General features: G+C 42.2%; 9 protein-coding genes. 5 read left to right on the top strand and 4 right to left on the bottom strand.

Features of this window, described 5'->3' with window-relative positions; translation table 11 throughout:
• Window positions 1–287 precede the first annotated feature (287 nt).
• Window positions 288–1229 (top strand): hypothetical protein, encoded by a 942-nt coding sequence (locus HXT52_RS03625; protein ID WP_421775730.1) that lies wholly within the window; start codon window positions 288–290, stop codon window positions 1227–1229.
• A 197-nt stretch (window positions 1230–1426) separates the two neighbouring features.
• Here HXT52_RS03625 and HXT52_RS03620 read toward each other — a convergent pair whose 3' ends face one another.
• Together HXT52_RS03620 and nox are read right to left on the bottom strand one after the other, a co-directional pair.
• Window positions 1427–2560, bottom strand: a complete 1134-nt coding sequence (locus tag HXT52_RS03620; protein ID WP_421775729.1) for a 4-hydroxybutyrate dehydrogenase — start codon at window positions 2558–2560, stop codon at window positions 1427–1429.
• A 169-nt stretch (window positions 2561–2729) separates the two neighbouring features.
• Window positions 2730–4070 carry a H2O-forming NADH oxidase gene (gene nox, locus HXT52_RS03615; protein WP_421775728.1) on the bottom strand — a complete coding sequence of 447 codons (1341 nt, stop codon included), beginning with the start codon at window positions 4068–4070 and terminating at the stop codon, window positions 2730–2732.
• Window positions 4071–4404: 334 nt separating this feature from the next.
• Here nox and HXT52_RS03610 point away from each other — a divergent pair, with 334 nt between their 5' ends.
• Window positions 4405–5010, top strand: a complete 606-nt coding sequence (locus HXT52_RS03610; RefSeq protein WP_421775727.1) for a pyroglutamyl-peptidase I — start codon at window positions 4405–4407, stop codon at window positions 5008–5010.
• Between the two features lie 63 nt (window positions 5011–5073).
• On the opposite strand, the gene HXT52_RS03605 is transcribed toward HXT52_RS03610, so the two are convergent.
• Together HXT52_RS03605 and HXT52_RS03600 are read right to left on the bottom strand one after the other, a co-directional pair.
• Window positions 5074–5472 carry a toxin-antitoxin system HicB family antitoxin gene (locus HXT52_RS03605; RefSeq protein WP_415686947.1) on the bottom strand — a complete coding sequence of 133 codons (399 nt, stop codon included), beginning with the start codon at window positions 5470–5472 and terminating at the stop codon, window positions 5074–5076.
• 483 nt (window positions 5473–5955) lie between these two features.
• Window positions 5956–12261 carry a hypothetical protein gene (locus HXT52_RS03600; RefSeq protein ID WP_421775726.1) on the bottom strand — a complete coding sequence of 2102 codons (6306 nt, stop codon included), beginning with the start codon at window positions 12259–12261 and terminating at the stop codon, window positions 5956–5958.
• A gap of 458 nt (window positions 12262–12719) precedes the next feature.
• Here HXT52_RS03600 and HXT52_RS03595 point away from each other — a divergent pair, with 458 nt between their 5' ends.
• The 3 genes from HXT52_RS03595 (at window position 12720) to HXT52_RS03585 (ending at window position 17597) form a co-directional block, all read left to right on the top strand.
• The gene (locus tag HXT52_RS03595; protein WP_308582178.1) at window positions 12720–13388 is read left to right on the top strand and encodes a hypothetical protein; all 669 of its coding nucleotides are present in this window, start codon (window positions 12720–12722) and stop codon (window positions 13386–13388) included.
• The gene (locus HXT52_RS03590) at window positions 13378–16017 is read left to right on the top strand and encodes an HAD-IC family P-type ATPase (protein ID WP_421775725.1); all 2640 of its coding nucleotides are present in this window, start codon (window positions 13378–13380) and stop codon (window positions 16015–16017) included. Before HXT52_RS03595 ends, HXT52_RS03590 begins: the two co-directional genes overlap by 11 nt.
• 83 nt (window positions 16018–16100) lie before the next feature.
• Window positions 16101–17597 (top strand): L-serine ammonia-lyase, encoded by a 1497-nt coding sequence (locus HXT52_RS03585; RefSeq protein ID WP_308582171.1) that lies wholly within the window; start codon window positions 16101–16103, stop codon window positions 17595–17597.
• Window positions 17598–17680 lie beyond the last annotated feature (83 nt).

Below are 17680 nucleotides of genomic sequence, written 5' to 3'. Positions count from 1 at the left end.
TGAGAAGGGGTAGTTATGCCTAATGGAATTGTGTTGAAGCTAAAAAAATTTATTGTGCTAGTACTCTCGCTATTTCTTTTCGTACCATTATGTGCTGGATGCTCGAATCAAAAGGGCGCAAATACAAAAGCTGCTGATAGTGCAAAAAAGTTAATGTTATTAATGCAAAAGTAGCAGCTTTATATAAAAAAGTTTTAGCAAACGCTGATAAATATGATTTTAATAAATCTGGATATGATTCAGAACTTGATACTAGCCAAAGTAAGTATTCTTACGCGTTAGTCAATATGAGCGATAGGGATATTCCGGAGCTTGTTTTGCGAAAAAATTTTGAATATCTGCCAATGCTGAAGTTTTTTGCTGCGAATAAAGATTACACTGACGTTGTTTCTTCAAATGATTTAATTTGTGATGGAGTGGGATCTGCTGGTTCTAGAGCTTCAGTATCGCAATACGCAGACAGCAATTCATTAAGCTATGTTACTTGGTTGTCCGGAACAGGGTATACTGAAGCCTACAAGGTAACTATGAATATTGAGGATAGCAATCCTGTTAAACAAGAAAAATACTGGTCTGGAATAATCACTGATCTTCCTAAACAAAATACAAAAGATATTAATTTTGTCAGTACAGATGACACTACACTTCTCGATAATTTGGCAAAAACTGAAGATAATACTTATGAGAAGTCTGTAAGCAATAAAGGCGGCGACTCTAATTCAGAAGATAAGGATTCTAAGAAGTCTGGCAAGAAGTCTGGCAAGAAGGCTGACAAGAAGGCTGATAAGAAGTCTAGTAAGAAAGCCGATTCTAAGAAAGCTGCTAGTAGTGAATCTTTAGATAGCAAGATTAAAGCTGAAAAAGCAAGCGGAAGGCAAGTAGTTTCCGGAACTGTGAAGGTTTTGTCGTACAACCAGGTTCTTGAAGCGCAAAATATTCAAGATCCTAATCCGGGATATTCAGATCCTAATCAAACTTTCATGATTCTTATTCTGGATAATAAAACCAGCGTTACTTTGCATCACAGCGGAGATATGGGCAATCCGCCTCATCCTAGCGATGCGACCATGATGGCGATTGAGGATGGCAGTCAAGTCAAACAAATCATGGAGAAGTACATTAATAAGAAAGTTTATGTAAGCTTTACAGTAAACGATGGAGTCTTCCCTTCGGATACTGGATTGCCTTTAGGTGAGCCTCGTTTGAGCAATCTAAAAGTTATTGAATAGCTATTGAATAGTTATTGTTCAATTATAAATAGTTGAAATAGTTGCGATAAATACAATAAATACAACAAATAAAACAAAAGACCCCACAAATAAATGTGGGGTCTTTTGTTATTTTGCTTTTGTTTTATTCTGAAAAACTAGTAAAACGTAATTAAAGTCAACAAATTCCAGAAAGTAAGTTTGCTAGAAATCTGTTTTTAGAAAGTAGATGCGTAGACTTCAGCAATAGCATCTTCGCTCATATGCATGTAGGAATTCTTCAAAAGTCGCTGCTGCTCTTTAACAACGCTTGCAGCCCAGCTTTGAATCATATCCTCGGTCATTCCATACTCGTGAAGCTTATGCTTAGGAAGAATCGTGTTAAGAACTTCGTCAAGCTTGTCTAATACGTCTGCCTTCTTGCATTCTAGAATATTTGCCATGAAGTCAAAAAGCTTAGAAAGATCAGTGTTTTCAGCGCTAGTGCTGCTTTCAGCATCGTGCTTAGCATAATAGCGCAAAACGCTTGTAAGAAGCGCAGCATTCGTCTCGCCGTGAGCCACGTGGAAAGTTCCACCAAGCGGATAAGCCATCGCGTGAACGCAACCGCAGCCAGCGTTACCAAACGCAATACCAGCGTAAAGGCTTGCCGAAACCAAGTCGCCCACAACTTGGGCTTTTGCGCTGCTACCTTCCTTCACAACTCGCATATAACTTTGCAAAATAAGACCGCAAGCCTTGTAACTAAACATTTTTGTAAGCTCTGTTGCAATAGGAGAAAGCGCGGACTCAATCGAATGCGTAAGAGCATCAATAGAGCTGGTTGCAAAAACGTAATCCGGAAGGCTCTTCAACAATTCTGGAATAAGAACCGCGTCCGTAGCGTAGCAAGCGTCGTTTGCCAAGCCCTTCTTAGTATTGCGCTTAGTAAGCGAGAATACGGCAACGTTTGTAACTTCGGAACCGGTTCCGCAAGTAGTTGGAACAAGAATAAGATCCGCGCCTTTTTGCGCAGGAATCTTGCCGTCAACCAAATCTTCGAGAGGACTTGTTTGTTTCAATGCGCAAACCTTGGAAATGTCCAAAACAGTGCCTCCGCCAATGCCAATCACGCGATTTGGAGTTGTGTGAATGTCACTAACAATCGCATCAACCATTGCGTCGCTCGGCTCGCCTTTGCCGTACTTTTCTTGGAAAATCACGTCGCAATCAAGATTCAAATCGCCAAAATAAGGCTCCCAAATGTACTGGTTTGTAATAACTAAATCGCCTTTTCCAAGATTAAATTCTTGCGCAAAATCGCGAGCGTTTTCGAACTTGTTAATAGTTGGTTTAATAGAAAGCTGCTTCATCCCAGACTCCTTTGTTTTAATCTGCATGTCTTACGCTAATATGCGCGTTGTGTGCGCTTTTTTGTGCGCGGATGATTAAAAAACCAAGCAACTGCTCCATTATAGAACAGATTGCTTGGTTTAATAAACGCGATTTAAGCTAATCGCAGAGGCTAATAGTAGAATCTAATCAGCCCTTAAGTAAAGCCGTGTAAGCAGCCATCGTAATGTAGTTGTACGGCTGGTTGAAGTGAGGCATGAAGAAGATGTCGCACAAAGCAAGCTCCTTAATCGTGACTTTCTTTTGAATAGCCAGCGAGAACAGGTGAATTGCGGCAGACATATCGTAGTTAGAAGCCAACTGGCAGCCAACAATAACCTTCGTATCCTTCTTGTAAACGATGCGAATCTTCACCTTTGGATTCTCAACTTCCATAAACGCAGGCTTTTGAGTATCCTCAAAATCAACGTAGTCAACGTCCATGCCCTCTTTTTGAGCGGCAGACAAGCTCAAGCCGGTGCAAACAAGCTTGTAGTCGTAAATCATCATTGCGCTAGAGCCTTGAACGCCCTCGGTTTCTACAGGAGTTCCGCAAACGTTGTGACCTGCAATCAAGCCGCTTCGAACGGCGTTGGTTGCGAGCGCAATGTAGTTTACGCGGTCTCGAGCGTTGTCGTAGATTGTAGCGCAGTCGCCGATTGCGTACACGTCTGGGTCGGAAGTTTGCTGCTTCTTGTCAACGAGGAAAGCGCCGTTAGCATACTGCTTTAAATGATCCTTGCCAAGCGCAACGTTTGGATGGAAGCCAATAGCGCAAATCACCATGTCTGCATCGTAAGTGCCTTTGCTTGTTTTAACAGCCTTAACTTCAGTGTCTCCAATAATCTCCTCAACAGCTTGACCAAGCTCAAACTTAATGCCCTTATTCTCCATAATTTTCTTCAAATTGTTAGAAAACTCTGGGTCAAAGTAGCCGTTAAGAATATGGTCTTCCATGTCAATAAGAGTTACGTTCTTGCCAAGACGCTCGAAGGCTTCAGCAAGTTCGACGCCAATGTAGCCGCCGCCAAGAACCACAACATTATGGAAATCGCGCTCTTGAAGCTTAGCAATAACAGTTTGCGCATTCTGGAAAAGCTTTACCATTTGCACGTTTTCCAAGTCAATGCCTTTAATGCGAGGCTTGTTTGGAAGGCTGCCGGTAGCAAGAACAAGCTTGTCGTAAGAATCGTGAATAACAGTGCCGTCTTTAAGCTCGACTGTTACTTCTTTCTTTGCGTAATCAATGTCGAGAACTTTACTTTCAAGATTTACTTTAGCGCCTTTTTTAACGAAATCTTCTGGCTTCTGGTAGAACAGTCCGTCGCTGCTTTGAATTTGCTTGCCAATCCACAAAGCCATTCCGCAGCCAAGGAAGGAAATATTGCTATTCTGATCGTAGATTGTAAGCTCGTTTCCTGGGTAGCTCAAAATGGTGTTAGCGCAGGCAGTGCCGGCGTGATTTGCGCCAATCTGAATGATCTTTGTCATCGGTAATCTCTTTTCGTCGTTGAATTCTGTTGAAATTATTGTATGTGCTTCAACTGCTTTGTTTAATTCACGCTGCTGCGCGAATGCACATCCAATGCATAATACTATTACACGAATGCGAGTCTTACCAATTTTGATTTTGTGCGTGTTGTGTGTGGGGGTGTGTGGTTATTTCACAATCTGACTTAACTAATCTTTTCGCGAGCGTGAATTACGTAGTAGAATCCTGAAGTTTGTATACTGTTTATATACAGTGACATTCACATATGTACAGTTTTTTTGTGATGCGTTTTAATGTTTTAATAAAGTGATATTCGTGTAAAGGGGTATTGTGATGCGTATTTTGATTACTGGTTTTACGCCGTTTAATAATGAGTCTATAAATCCGTCGTGGGAGATTGCACAATCAGTGCATGCACCTGATGGTGTGGAACTTGTTCGTTTGCAGATTCCTACGGAATTTAACAAGGGCGCGCAAAAAGTTATTGAGAAAATAGAGGAAGTTCAGCCTAATGCTGTGCTTTCATTAGGACAATTTGGTGGTTCTGCTTGTTTTAACGTTGAGTATGTTGGAATTAACTGTAGGGCTGCGAGCATACCAGATAATAGTGGGTATAAGCCTTGGTATGAGCCTGTTGTGCAGGATGGTGACGTGGCGTATAAAGCGACTTTGCCAGTTGTGAATATAGTTGAGGCTTTGAATAAGGTGAAATTGCCGGCGTCTGTGTCTTTTTCTGCGGGCGCGTACGTGTGCAATGATGTGCTTTACAGTGTTTGTTATTATTGCCAGACTAGGAAATTGCCGATTAAGAGCGGTTTTATTCACGTTCCGTATTTGCCTGAGCAAGTTCTTGATAAGCCGAGTACGAGTTCTATGAGTTTAGCTGATATGCTTCGAGGTATTGAAGTTGCATTACAAGTAATTGCGGATGATTGCTAATAATTACAAGTAATTACTAATGAATAGTGTGAAATTTTGGGGAATAACCCGAAATTTTATTCTCTACGCTCGCTCAAGCACGCGTTCAATAGCGTTATTTTGCGAAAGAAGATACACGCAATACTGGTTCATGCTTATTCCTTCGGCTTGAGATTGCTCAGCCAACTGCCTGTGTAATTCTTTAGGTAGACGCAGTTTGAACTGACCAGAATAGTCATTCAGCTCATGGTAAGACGGCTCTTTTATGTTGATTTTGCTTTCAAGTGCTGCTTCAATCCAAGCGTGCTTAGCGTCCTGCGCATTTGCTGCTGCTTCCTGTTCGGAGTCTCCCGAACTTATGCATCCTGGTAAATCAGGGTAGTAGGACACGAATCCGCCTTCATCCGGATCCTTTACAATCTCCAGCTTATACGGTAGTGACATGTAGTAGCTGAGTGTTTTATTTGTTAGTGTTTTTACCATATCCAATTTCCTACTTTCCTACTTTTACTGTTTTTCTTCTTCGTCTGCTGCTTCTACTACAGCTTTCACCATTTCTACGTATATCTTTTTAATTGGTTCATGTTTTGGAATTGTTATCGGGTTTGCGTTTTCTTTGCGAAAGTATAATGGCTACTTCCGCTTCGCGGATTGCACATTTCATATCCGTAGGATTCCAATACTTTTCTCAATTCATCAAATCGCATATCTTTGGATAGGCTAAGTATTCTTCTAAGTAATTTGTCCCATTGTGACATTTAACTCCCCAGTAAAATAGTGTATTTGATGTGTTTATAAAAGTATAAGTGGTGTTACATGTGGTGTCAATGGTTGATAAATGAGTGTTTCTTTACTGTAAAAATGCAGTAAAAGTATAGAAAAAGGAGCTGGGTTTGTGACTCAGCTCCTTTTCTTAATTATTTTCAATTATTAGTTTACTTTTGTTTAATTTTGTAGGTGAACTTTTTACTCGCGATTCTTCTTGCGAGAGAAGAATGCTGCTGCAGCTCCAAGTACACCAATCATTGCGCTGATCAATCCTACTCGTTCCACTTCAGCACCAGTCTTTACTAATTGGGACGAATGCTTTGCAGGAACCTTGTTGCTGGACTTAGTAGATTCGTTGGAACCTGAAGCACCAGTGGATGCATCACCAGCTTTGCCGTTGCCAGCATTACCGGTTTCAGCGTTACCAGCGTTGTTAGACGCGGAATCGTCACCCGAATCAGATCCAGAACCATTGCTGTTTCCAGTCTCAGATCCAGAACCAGAATCTCCAGAACCGGAATCAGAACCTGTTCCAGAACCAGAATTTCCGTTGTTGTCTTTGGCTTTACCAGTAACTTCGCTGGAAGAGTTGTCACCCTTCTTATCTTTAGCTTTTACATCACTACCGTCTTTGACTTTGTCTGCTGGAATAGTGACTTTACCAGTGTTTTCATCAACGGTTACGCCTTCTGGAGTGTTTCCATCAATCTTCCACTTACCGTTTTCTTTCTTAACAGTGAAGTTGGTTGGAGTGGCGTTTTCACCTTCTGGCGTATACGTAATTTCCAGACCATCAGTACCGTCTGCTGGTGTTACCTCAACAGAACCATCGTCTTTAGGCGTGACAGTTGGAGCAGCTGGAGTAGTTGCTGGAGCAGCTGGGTTGTCTTTGGCTTTACCAGTAACTTCGCTGGAAGAGTTGTCACCCTTCTTATCTTTAGCTTTTACATCACTACCGTCTTTGACTTTGTCTGCTGGAATAGTGACTTTACCAGTGTTTTCATCAACGGTTACGCCTTCTGGAGTGTTTCCATCAATCTTCCACTTACCGTTTTCTTTCTTAACAGTGAAGTTGGTTGGAGTGGCGTTTTCACCTTCTGGCGTATACGTAATTTCCAGACCATCAGTACCGTCTGCTGGTGTTACCTCAACAGAACCATCGTCTTTAGGCGTGACAGTTGGAGCAGCTGGAGTAGTTGCTGGAGCAGCTGGGTTGTCTTTGGCTTTACCAGTAACTTCGCTGGAAGAGTTGTCACCCTTCTTATCTTTAGCTTTTACATCACTACCGTCTTTGACTTTGTCTGCTGGAATAGTGACTTTACCAGTGTTTTCATCAACGGTTACGCCTTCTGGAGTGTTTCCATCAATCTTCCACTTACCGTTTTCTTTCTTAACAGTGAAGTTGGTTGGAGTGGCGTTTTCACCTTCTGGCGTATACGTAATTTCCAGACCATCAGTACCGTCTGCTGGTGTTACCTCAACAGAACCATCGTCTTTAGGCGTGACAGTTGGAGCAGCTGGAGTAGTTGCTGGAGCAGCTGGGTTGTCTTTGGCTTTACCAGTAACTTCGCTGGAAGAGTTGTCACCCTTCTTATCTTTAGCTTTTACATCACTACCGTCTTTGACTTTGTCTGCTGGAATAGTGACTTTACCAGTGTTTTCATCAACGGTTACGCCTTCTGGAGTGTTTCCATCAATCTTCCACTTACCGTTTTCTTTCTTAACAGTGAAGTTGGTTGGAGTGGCGTTTTCACCTTCTGGCGTATACGTAATTTCCAGACCATCAGTACCGTCTGCTGGTGTTACCTCAACAGAACCATCGTCTTTAGGCGTGACAGTTGGAGCAGCTGGAGTAGTTGCTGGAGCAGCTGGGTTGTCTTTGGCTTTACCAGTAACTTCGCTGGAAGAGTTGTCACCCTTCTTATCTTTAGCTTTTACATCACTACCGTCTTTGACTTTGTCTGCTGGAATAGTGACTTTACCAGTGTTTTCATCAACGGTTACGCCTTCTGGAGTGTTTCCATCAATCTTCCACTTACCGTTTTCTTTCTTAACAGTGAAGTTGGTTGGAGTGGCGTTTTCACCTTCTGGCGTATACGTAATTTCCAGACCATCAGTACCGTCTGCTGGTGTTACCTCAACAGAACCATCGTCTTTAGGCGTGACAGTTGGAGCAGCTGGAGTAGTTGCTGGAGCAGCTGGGTTGTCTTTGGCTTTACCAGTAACTTCGCTGGAAGAGTTGTCACCCTTCTTATCTTTAGCTTTTACATCACTACCGTCTTTGACTTTGTCTGCTGGAATAGTGACTTTACCAGTGTTTTCATCAACGGTTACGCCTTCTGGAGTGTTTCCATCAATCTTCCACTTACCGTTTTCTTTCTTAACAGTGAAGTTGGTTGGAGTGGCGTTTTCACCTTCTGGCGTATACGTAATTTCCAGACCATCAGTACCGTCTGCTGGTGTTACCTCAACAGAACCATCGTCTTTAGGCGTGACAGTTGGAGCAGCTGGAGTAGTTGCTGGAGCAGCTGGGTTGTCTTTGGCTTTACCAGTAACTTCGCTGGAAGAGTTGTCACCCTTCTTATCTTTAGCTTTTACATCACTACCGTCTTTGACTTTGTCTGCTGGAATAGTGACTTTACCAGTGTTTTCATCAACGGTTACGCCTTCTGGAGTGTTTCCATCAATCTTCCACTTACCGTTTTCTTTCTTAACAGTGAAGTTGGTTGGAGTGGCGTTTTCACCTTCTGGCGTATACGTAATTTCCAGACCATCAGTACCGTCTGCTGGTGTTACCTCAACAGAACCATCGTCTTTAGGCGTGACAGTTGGAGCAGCTGGAGTAGTTGCTGGAGCAGCTGGGTTGTCTTTGGCTTTACCAGTAACTTCGCTGGAAGAGTTGTCACCCTTCTTATCTTTAGCTTTTACATCACTACCGTCTTTGACTTTGTCTGCTGGAATAGTGACTTTACCAGTGTTTTCATCAACGGTTACGCCTTCTGGAGTGTTTCCATCAATCTTCCACTTACCGTTTTCTTTCTTAACAGTGAAGTTGGTTGGAGTGGCGTTTTCACCTTCTGGCGTATACGTAATTTCCAGACCATCAGTACCGTCTGCTGGTGTTACCTCAACAGAACCATCGTCTTTAGGCGTGACAGTTGGAGCAGCTGGAGTAGTTGCTGGAGCAGCTGGGTTGTCTTTGGCTTTACCAGTAACTTCGCTGGAAGAGTTGTCACCCTTCTTATCTTTAGCTTTTACATCACTACCGTCTTTGACTTTGTCTGCTGGAATAGTGACTTTACCAGTGTTTTCATCAACGGTTACGCCTTCTGGAGTGTTTCCATCAATCTTCCACTTACCGTTTTCTTTCTTAACAGTGAAGTTGGTTGGAGTGGCGTTTTCACCTTCTGGCGTATACGTAATTTCCAGACCATCAGTACCGTCTGCTGGTGTTACCTCAACAGAACCATCGTCTTTAGGCGTGACAGTTGGAGCAGCTGGAGTAGTTGCTGGAGCAGCTGGGTTGTCTTTGGCTTTACCAGTAACTTCGCTGGAAGAGTTGTCACCCTTCTTATCTTTAGCTTTTACATCACTACCGTCTTTGACTTTGTCTGCTGGAATAGTGACTTTACCAGTGTTTTCATCAACGGTTACGCCTTCTGGAGTGTTTCCATCAATCTTCCACTTACCGTTTTCTTTCTTAACAGTGAAGTTGGTTGGAGTGGCGTTTTCACCTTCTGGCGTATACGTAATTTCCAGACCATCAGTACCGTCTGCTGGTGTTACCTCAACAGAACCATCGTCTTTAGGCGTGACAGTTGGAGCAGCTGGAGTAGTTGCTGGAGCAGCTGGGTTGTCTTTGGCTTTACCAGTAACTTCGCTGGAAGAGTTGTCACCCTTCTTATCTTTAGCTTTTACATCACTACCGTCTTTGACTTTGTCTGCTGGAATAGTGACTTTACCAGTGTTTTCATCAACGGTTACGCCTTCTGGAGTGTTTCCATCAATCTTCCACTTACCGTTTTCTTTCTTAACAGTGAAGTTGGTTGGAGTGGCGTTTTCACCTTCTGGCGTATACGTAATTTCCAGACCATCAGTACCGTCTGCTGGTGTTACCTCAACAGAACCATCGTCTTTAGGCGTGACAGTTGGAGCAGCTGGCTTCACGGTTATGGTTAGAGTTACGGTGCCGGTTTTTCCTGCCGAGTCGGTTACCGTGAAGGTTAGCTTATGTGTGCCAACTTCCTTCGGCTGCATGTTCTTAACAGTAAGATCCAACACTTGTTCCTGATCAGTGTCAGTGGTTTTTGAAACACTCGCACGACCTTTAAGGATATCATCAGCTTGAAGCAGATTGGCGCTCGTTAATGCCTGTATATAGTTGATTTTTTCAACCTTCACATCATCTTTAGCAACAATGTGAATCTTCAGATCTTGCCCAACTGTTACAGGCGATGAAGTAGCAGTAATTGTTGGGTCTTGAGCATCCTTAGGCGCAGTAGCTTGTTTTGTATCGCTGTTTTCTGAAGTTAGTTCAAATCCTGGAGTTGTTACTTTAAGAGTCTTTTCTTCAGGCTTCTTGACAGTCGTTTTTGCATACACATCACCTGCAGGAATTCCATCATTAACAGTAATCTCCGCTTTACCATTGTTAATTGTTGTAGTAGAGCCGATTTCCTTGTTATCTTTATCAAACAGTTTAACTGTTGTAGTAACCTTAGCGTCGGTAGGGATACCGTTCCCAACAGATACTGTTACTTTCTGCCCTTTCTTTCCAGCAAGATTAGTCAGATCAGTGTCGATAACTGGCTTCTGTGGTTTAACATTGATGGTTACATCTGTTGTTTTCGTGGACTGATCGGAGTATGTTCCCTTAATACTACGGGTAAATACGCCAACTGTCTCAGTGCTTGGAGCAGGAGATTTGCCATTCCACGTTAATGTTGGCTTCTTTTCAAGCTTGCCTTCGTCTTTAATCTCAACAAATTTGTCAATGTCTGTCAATGGCGGTAATTGTTCACCAACGGTAGTATCAATGGTTTTACCTTTAAGAGGATGTTCTTTAGCAAGTGTAGTAACTTTGACTTTAACTTTGCGTGTGGTAACGTTGCCGGAGCCATCCTCGGAAGTAATAGTTACTCTCTTGCTGTGCATTTTTTCAGTAACAGTGATCTTGTCTGATGGAAGCGGTTTCTTTTCGCTTCCATCGCCTTGCTTGGTTATAGGAGTGTCCGTTAAACCAGCAATACTAAACTTCTCAATATAACCCTTGTTATCGGTGGTAGTGAAGCTTAGTTTATCGCCTTTATGAAGTGTAATGGTCTGTTTGTCGTCAGTTATTTCAGTGCCATTGTAATAAATTTTTGGCGCTTCGCTGTCATCCTTGTGACGATTTAATTTTTTATCTTCGTCAGATTCTGGATCTCGTCCAGAAATCCACGCGTAGGATGAGCTTGTTGTTCTTCCATATGTTGCAGAATCTGCCCAAGTCCAAGCATTATGTATATTAGCGTACTTTTCATCATACGTTGTGGCTTTTTCGTTAATCGCTGTATCGTTAAGCTTTACTGCGGCATGCATATGGAATGCAAGATTTACTTCTGAAGTTTGAATACCTATTCCATAATTCTTAGAGCTATATGGGTACGCCGGGTAAGTTGCTTTACCAAGAGCGTAATCATCGTGATTCTCATGGAATAGATTCTTCATATTTGTTGTATATTGTTTCTCGCTTGTCAGATTCGGTCCTAAACTATACTGGAACATTGAAGCACCGAACTTCTTCTCGTTATCGCTAAGTAAGTTTATAGATGTTGACTGATTCTCTACTTTTTCAAACTTGGCAAAATCGCGCGAAAGAGTAAAGTTCATCTTGCGTTTTATTTTGTCATTTTCTGATGCATCTTTAAGTTTGTAAGCGTCAAAACGTAAGTCGCGAATTGTGTCGCTCGCATACGAACCATCGGAATTTAACTTAGCAATTTGGTACGGTACTTGCCATATATACCACTGCCTGTTTGAGAGATTTACCATCGACTGAGCATCATTGTTGAAGAATACGTCGAATACGAGATATTTAGCACCATCTATTGTTTCGATATGTGCATACATATCCGTTTTTTTAATCAGAGTATTGTGCTCATCGCTACCATAATCGTCGGAATTCATTGTCTTTTTATCTTTATTTTCATCATTAGTAGCACGATAACGCTGGAACTCAAGAATACTAGGAGTTTTAAGCCATCCTGGATTGTTAACAACCACATCAGCTTCACGATTCTGATACTTAGCAACCGCGCTATTCGTAAGACTTCTAGCCGTTGCGTTGTACGTTGTTGTAGTAATTGTGGGTGTTGTAACAGCCATTGCAGGCTGGCTGCCTAAGCAGGTTGCTGCTGTCAACAAAGCAGCCATTGTTGCTAACGGAAGAGTGTGTACTTTGTGTGCAGAACGCTTTTTAGAAGATTTTGATGATGTATGTTTTGAAGGATTAGCGGTTGTCATAACAATCTCCTTAATTTTCCCTAATCTTTAACGAATTTTTAAACAAATAAATAGAACGAATTATATGACAAATCTCTCCAATGCCAGTAATAAAACTCTCTATTTAAATGGGTCTATCTAAAAATTCTATCATTTTTTGTTATTTTTCATGATATTTTTCAGTTTTAAATTAGTTTAGACTGTAAAATTTCCTACGGGGGGGGGGTGCTCTAAAAGAAAATTTCTTGCTAAATGTTATAACATCATATATTTTTCGAAAATTTTTTATTATTTTCGTAACTTGCTATATGACTTATGGTGTGTCGCAGATTTTGCTATCGAATTCTTATTTCTCAAATTATGTTACGTCTATTTCGTGATAACGAGTGTTTTTCTATTTCTGCAACTTATTTCTATCTTTTACAATAATTATTTTTTAGCTTCAGCCACTTATGTTGAAGGTGTGGTATAAAAGTCTTATGTTTTCTAAACGCGCTACTACTATTTTTGCGACTGCTGTTGTAACTGCTTTAGCGCTGGGTGCGTTGAGTGCTTGTGAGCCGCAGGGTAAAGCTGTGGGAGCTACTGGTCGCGCTGGGGACATAATTCACGACGGCGTTGATATTAACGATATTCATTTACTTGTAATTGGTTCTAAATTAGCAGTTCTCGATGCTGATATTATGCAGAAGTGCAAAATGGCAAATTTAAGTGCTTCTTACGTTTCTGTGTCAAATATAAATAATGCGAACGATGCAGCTCAGCAAGCTATTCGCGCTGCAAGCGAGCAGCCTGTTTCACTAATACTTATTAACGCGCTAGACGTAACAAGCGTTGACGATTCGCATAATGCTAATGATCAACTAAATAAAAAAGAGAACAAACAGCTCAATAAGATTGCGAGCAATAAACAATCTGAAAGCAAAGAATGGATTTCTGCGTTGCAATACGCGCGTTACGCTGGAGTGCCAGTTGCATTAGTAAATCCTGTAAACGCACCAAAAGACGAAACTTTATATGCTGCAATATTGCGAGTTGGGGATATTTCGCATAATTTAGCGCCTGAGCGTTCGTCTTTGCTAAGCATTGTTCGCGCAATAATTGACAATACGCCACACGGTAGGGAAGTGATTATAAATGACAAGTAATAAACAAAACGCAATAGAGTCTGCAGAAAACGCTAATAATAAAGCTATTGCGGCGCTTCCTAAAGTAGAAGTTTCTGGATTGAGCACCGAGGATGTTGTAGAGGCAGTTTCTCGAGGAGACGTAAATATTACTTCTAAGCAGACTTCTCGCTCTTTAATGGATATTGTGCGCGCGAACGTGTTTACATTGTTTAACGCGATTATTTTTACGGCAATGGTGGTTGTTCTTGCCACGGGTTCGTGGAAGGATGCTGTTTTTGGTGCGGTAATTCTGGTAAATACTGGAATTGGCATTGTGACTGAATTAAAAGCTAAGCGCACTTTGGATAGGCTTTCTATATTGATTGCCGCTCGCGCAATGGTTCGTAGAGGCGGAGAAAATATTGAGATTGCACACAAAGATATTGTGCTTGGGGATATTTTGTGGCTTAGGGCTGGCGAGCAAGTTCCTGCAGACGTAGAAGTGCTGGAATCGTGGGGCTTGGAAATGGACGAGTCCATGCTTACGGGCGAGTCTGCTACAGTTCGTAAAGCCAAAGGTGACGACGTTTATTCTGGATCTACTGCAGTTTCTGGAATGGCTTTAACGCGTGTTACTGCCGTAGGAGAGCACAGTTACGCGGCAAAATTGGCGGCGCAAGCGAAGGTTTATACCAAAACAATTTCTGACTTAAGCCGTGGAATTAACACGATTTTGAAGTATATGACGATGGTTGTGGTGCCTTTGTGCGCGCTGCTTGTGTGGTCGCAAATGCACAAGGTTGGCGGATTTGTTGAAGCTTGGCAGACTGGTGCTTGGAGGGGAGCTGTTGTTTCTGCTGTTGCAGGCGTTGTTGGCATGATTCCAGAGGGGTTGGTTCTTCTTACTTCGCTTAATTTTGCGGTGGCTGCTATGCGACTTGCGCGTAAACAAACGTTAGTTCAGGAGTTGGAATCTGTAGAAACTTTAGCGCGCGTAGACTGCTTGAATCTGGACAAAACTGGCACTATAACCGACGGCGGTATTGCATTCGTTGGCGTGGAAAATATAGATAATATTGGTGTAGAGAATCTAAATAATACTAGTGCCGAAATATCTTTACAAACCAACTTGCAGACCAACTTACAAATCAACCAAGCTTTATTCGACTTATCAAACGAAGAAAATCCAAACGCAACAGGTGTCGCGATTATGCAAGGGCTTGCCTCTCAAGGAGTCGCAGCTAGTGAGCATATATTTAACCGTCTTCCATTTTCTTCTGCTAGAAAATGGAGTGCTGTGCAATATGCGCAAAGTAGTGGAGAATATGAAACTTGGTATATGGGTGCTCCGGAAGTATTGCTAAGCGCTATTAATTATGCAAATTCTAATGAAATTTTAGAGAAAGTTAATTCTTATGCGGAGCTTGGTGAGCGCGTGCTGCTTCTTGCAAAAGTAAGTGGCGTTGAAAGTAACGAAGTAAATAGCGTCGCAGAAGCAGATAAAACTTTTTGTGATTCTCCTACTATTTGCGAGAGTGCTCAGCCTGTTGCTTTAGTTCGCTGCTCTGAGCGTATTCGTGACGATGCGCGTAAAACGCTCGAATGGTTCCGTGAGCAGGGTGTGCGCTGCCGAGTAATTTCGGGAGATAATCCTACAACTGTTGCGGCTGTTGCTGCAAAAGTTGGATTGACAGGAGAGCGCAAGCCTGTTGCAATGGACGCTAGAAAATTGCCGGAAGATATTAGCGAATTGGCTAAAGTACTTGAAAATGTGGATGTGCTTGGGCGCGTGCTTCCTCATCAAAAGAAAGCGATTGTTCAGGCGCTTCACACTCAAGGCCATGTGGTTGCTATGACTGGTGACGGTGTGAACGATACTTTAGCGCTTAAAGAGGCTGATTTGGGCGTTGCTATGGGCAATGCTGCTCCTGCTGCAAAAGCTGTAGCTCAAGTGGTTCTTGTTGATTCACGATTCTCGCATTTGCCGGATGTTGTGGCTCGCGGTAGGCAAGTGATGGCAAATATGGAACGCGTGGCTGGCTTGTTCCTTGTAAAAACTGTTTATTCTGCGCTTATTTCTGCAGGAGTTGTGCTTCTAGCATTGCACTTCCCGTATTTGCCTCGTCATATTACTTATATTGGTTCTTTAACTATTGGTATTCCAGCATTTTTGCTTGCTCTTGCGCCTAATACTCGTCGATATATTCCGGGATTCTTGAAGCGCGTTGTTCGTTTTGCTGTTCCTAGCGGATTTGCTATAGCAGCTTCTGTGCTTGCGACTGCTGTTATAGCTCCGCGAGTTTTGGGATTAAATCTTGACGATGTTGTTGCAAATAATTTAATAGCATCTCGTTTTATTGTTTCAAACGCGCAAGCTTTGGCAACCACTCGTAGCATTTGTTCCGTAATCGTATTTGTTCTCGGCATACTCGTGCTTGCAAGCGTTGCTAAACCTTTGCGTTCGTGGAGAGGAATTATGGTTGCGCTATTTGCTGCAGCTGGAGTTGCTGGAGCTTTTATACCGTTTACTGCAAAGTTCTTTGAACTTCATGTGCCGACTGCGGGAAGTGCGCTTACTGTAATGCTTATAGCTGTTGTTTTAGCAGTAATCTTATGGTTTGCGTGCGTGAGCTTAGCAAACTTGTTATCTAAACAGAGTAAGAAGTGAACAATCTAACATATTTCTAACGCAATTAGTGTCAAAGCTAGCTTAATAATGCTTACAATAGATATGTGTTTAGTATTTTAGAGATGTTTTCAGTAGGCGTTGGTCCTAGTTCTTCGCATACGGTAGGTCCTATGCGTGCAGCTTATGCGTTTGTTACGTCGCTTAAAAAAAGTGGTAGTCTTGCAAACGTTGCGCATGTAAGTGTGACTCTTTACGGATCATTGTCTTTAACTGGTCTTGGTCACGGAACTGATCGTGCTTGCGTTGCAGGTCTTGAAGGAAATCTTCCAGATAATGTAGACACTGATCACATGCTTACTATTCGTCAGGAATGCAAAAAAACTGGCACTTTAACGCTTGCAGGGGAGCATACTATTTCTTTTGACTACGATAATGATGTTGTTTTTGAAAAGTGGAAACGCATGGTTATTCATCCTAACGGAATGCGTTTTGTTGCAACTGATTCTGACGGAAACAAAATCGATGAGCAAGTATGGTATTCAATTGGCGGCGGATTTGTGCGTCAAGGTCATGCGGACGATGCAATGGTTGGCTTGCATGAGCGCGTTACTGAGCAGGATGAAAATAATGCCAATGAGAATGGTGTAAGCGAAAGTGATAGCGAAAGTAATAATGGAAATACAGAAAAAGTTTCAAATCAAACAAAAGATTCCACCGTTCCGTATCCTTTTACTTCTTGCGATGAGCTTATAAATATTTGCCTAGAAAAGCGTATGTCAATAAGCGATGTTGTGTGGCAAAACGAGCTTGCACTGCATGAAGGCGATGCTGACTACGTGCGCAACTATTTGCTGCATGTTTGGAAAGTTATGAGCAAATGCGTGGAAAATGGCTGTAATTCAAAGCAACCGATTTTGCCAGGTGGTCTTGATGTTCCTCGCAGAGCGCCTCGAATGTATGAGCGGTTAGCTGCAAACTCAGACATGCTTCGCAATAATCGTCGTCGTTCGGATGCTGCTTTAGAAAGTTCAGACTCTGCTTGGGTTAATCTTTTTGCGCTCGCTGTTAGCGAAGAAAATGCTGGTGGTGGGCGTATTGTTACTGCTCCAACGAATGGTTCTGCAGGAATAATTCCTGCAGTATTGCAGTATTATTGGCGATTTGTTGATTCTTCTAATGAAGATGGAGTTGTGCGATTTTTGCTTGCTGCCGGTGCGGTTGGTTATTTGTTTAAGCGCAATGCTTCAATTTCTGGTGCTGAAGTTGGTTGCCAGGGCGAGGTTGGTTCTGCCTGTTCAATGGCTGCAGCTGGATTGTGTGAAGTATTGGGAGGAACGCCGGAACAGGTTGAAAATGCTGCAGAAATCGGCATAGAGCATCATTTAGGATTGACTTGCGATCCGGTTGGTGGCTTAGTTCAAATTCCTTGTATTGAGCGCAATGCTATGGCTGCAAATACTGCAATTAATGCTGTTCGAATGGCAATGCTTGGAGATGGTTCGCATATGGTAAGTCTTGATCAGGCGATTAAGACTATGAAAGAAACTGGCCATGACATGATGTCTAAATATAGAGAAACTTCAAAAGGTGGACTAGCTGTAAACGTTGTTGAGTGCTAATCTAGGACAAGTTAATAAGAGTTGGTCTAAATGCGTTTAGTAATTCTATAAGGCTGTAAAACCAGTCTATGCAGATGTTATAC

Origin of the sequence: Gardnerella sp. KA00288 (genome assembly GCF_049244085.1) — a bacterium.
GTDB lineage: Bacteria > Actinomycetota > Actinomycetes > Actinomycetales > Bifidobacteriaceae > Bifidobacterium > Bifidobacterium greenwoodii.
This window is presented reverse-complemented; position numbering and strand designations above follow the sequence as displayed.

Excerpts from the sequence above, each read along its gene's own strand:
- HXT52_RS03625 (WP_421775730.1), top strand. The coding sequence starts at position 288 with ATGAGCGATAGGGATATTCCGGAGCTTGTTTTGCGAAAAAATTTTGAA.
- HXT52_RS03620 (WP_421775729.1), bottom strand. The coding sequence starts at position 2,560 with ATGAAGCAGCTTTCTATTAAACCAACTATTAACAAGTTCGAAAACGCT.
- nox (WP_421775728.1), bottom strand. The coding sequence starts at position 4,070 with ATGACAAAGATCATTCAGATTGGCGCAAATCACGCCGGCACTGCCTGC.
- HXT52_RS03610 (WP_421775727.1), top strand. The coding sequence starts at position 4,405 with ATGCGTATTTTGATTACTGGTTTTACGCCGTTTAATAATGAGTCTATA.
- HXT52_RS03605 (WP_415686947.1), bottom strand. The coding sequence starts at position 5,472 with ATGGTAAAAACACTAACAAATAAAACACTCAGCTACTACATGTCACTA.
- HXT52_RS03600 (WP_421775726.1), bottom strand. The coding sequence starts at position 12,261 with ATGACAACCGCTAATCCTTCAAAACATACATCATCAAAATCTTCTAAA.
- HXT52_RS03595 (WP_308582178.1), top strand. The coding sequence starts at position 12,720 with ATGTTTTCTAAACGCGCTACTACTATTTTTGCGACTGCTGTTGTAACT.
- HXT52_RS03590 (WP_421775725.1), top strand. The coding sequence starts at position 13,378 with ATGACAAGTAATAAACAAAACGCAATAGAGTCTGCAGAAAACGCTAAT.
- HXT52_RS03585 (WP_308582171.1), top strand. The coding sequence starts at position 16,101 with ATGTTTTCAGTAGGCGTTGGTCCTAGTTCTTCGCATACGGTAGGTCCT.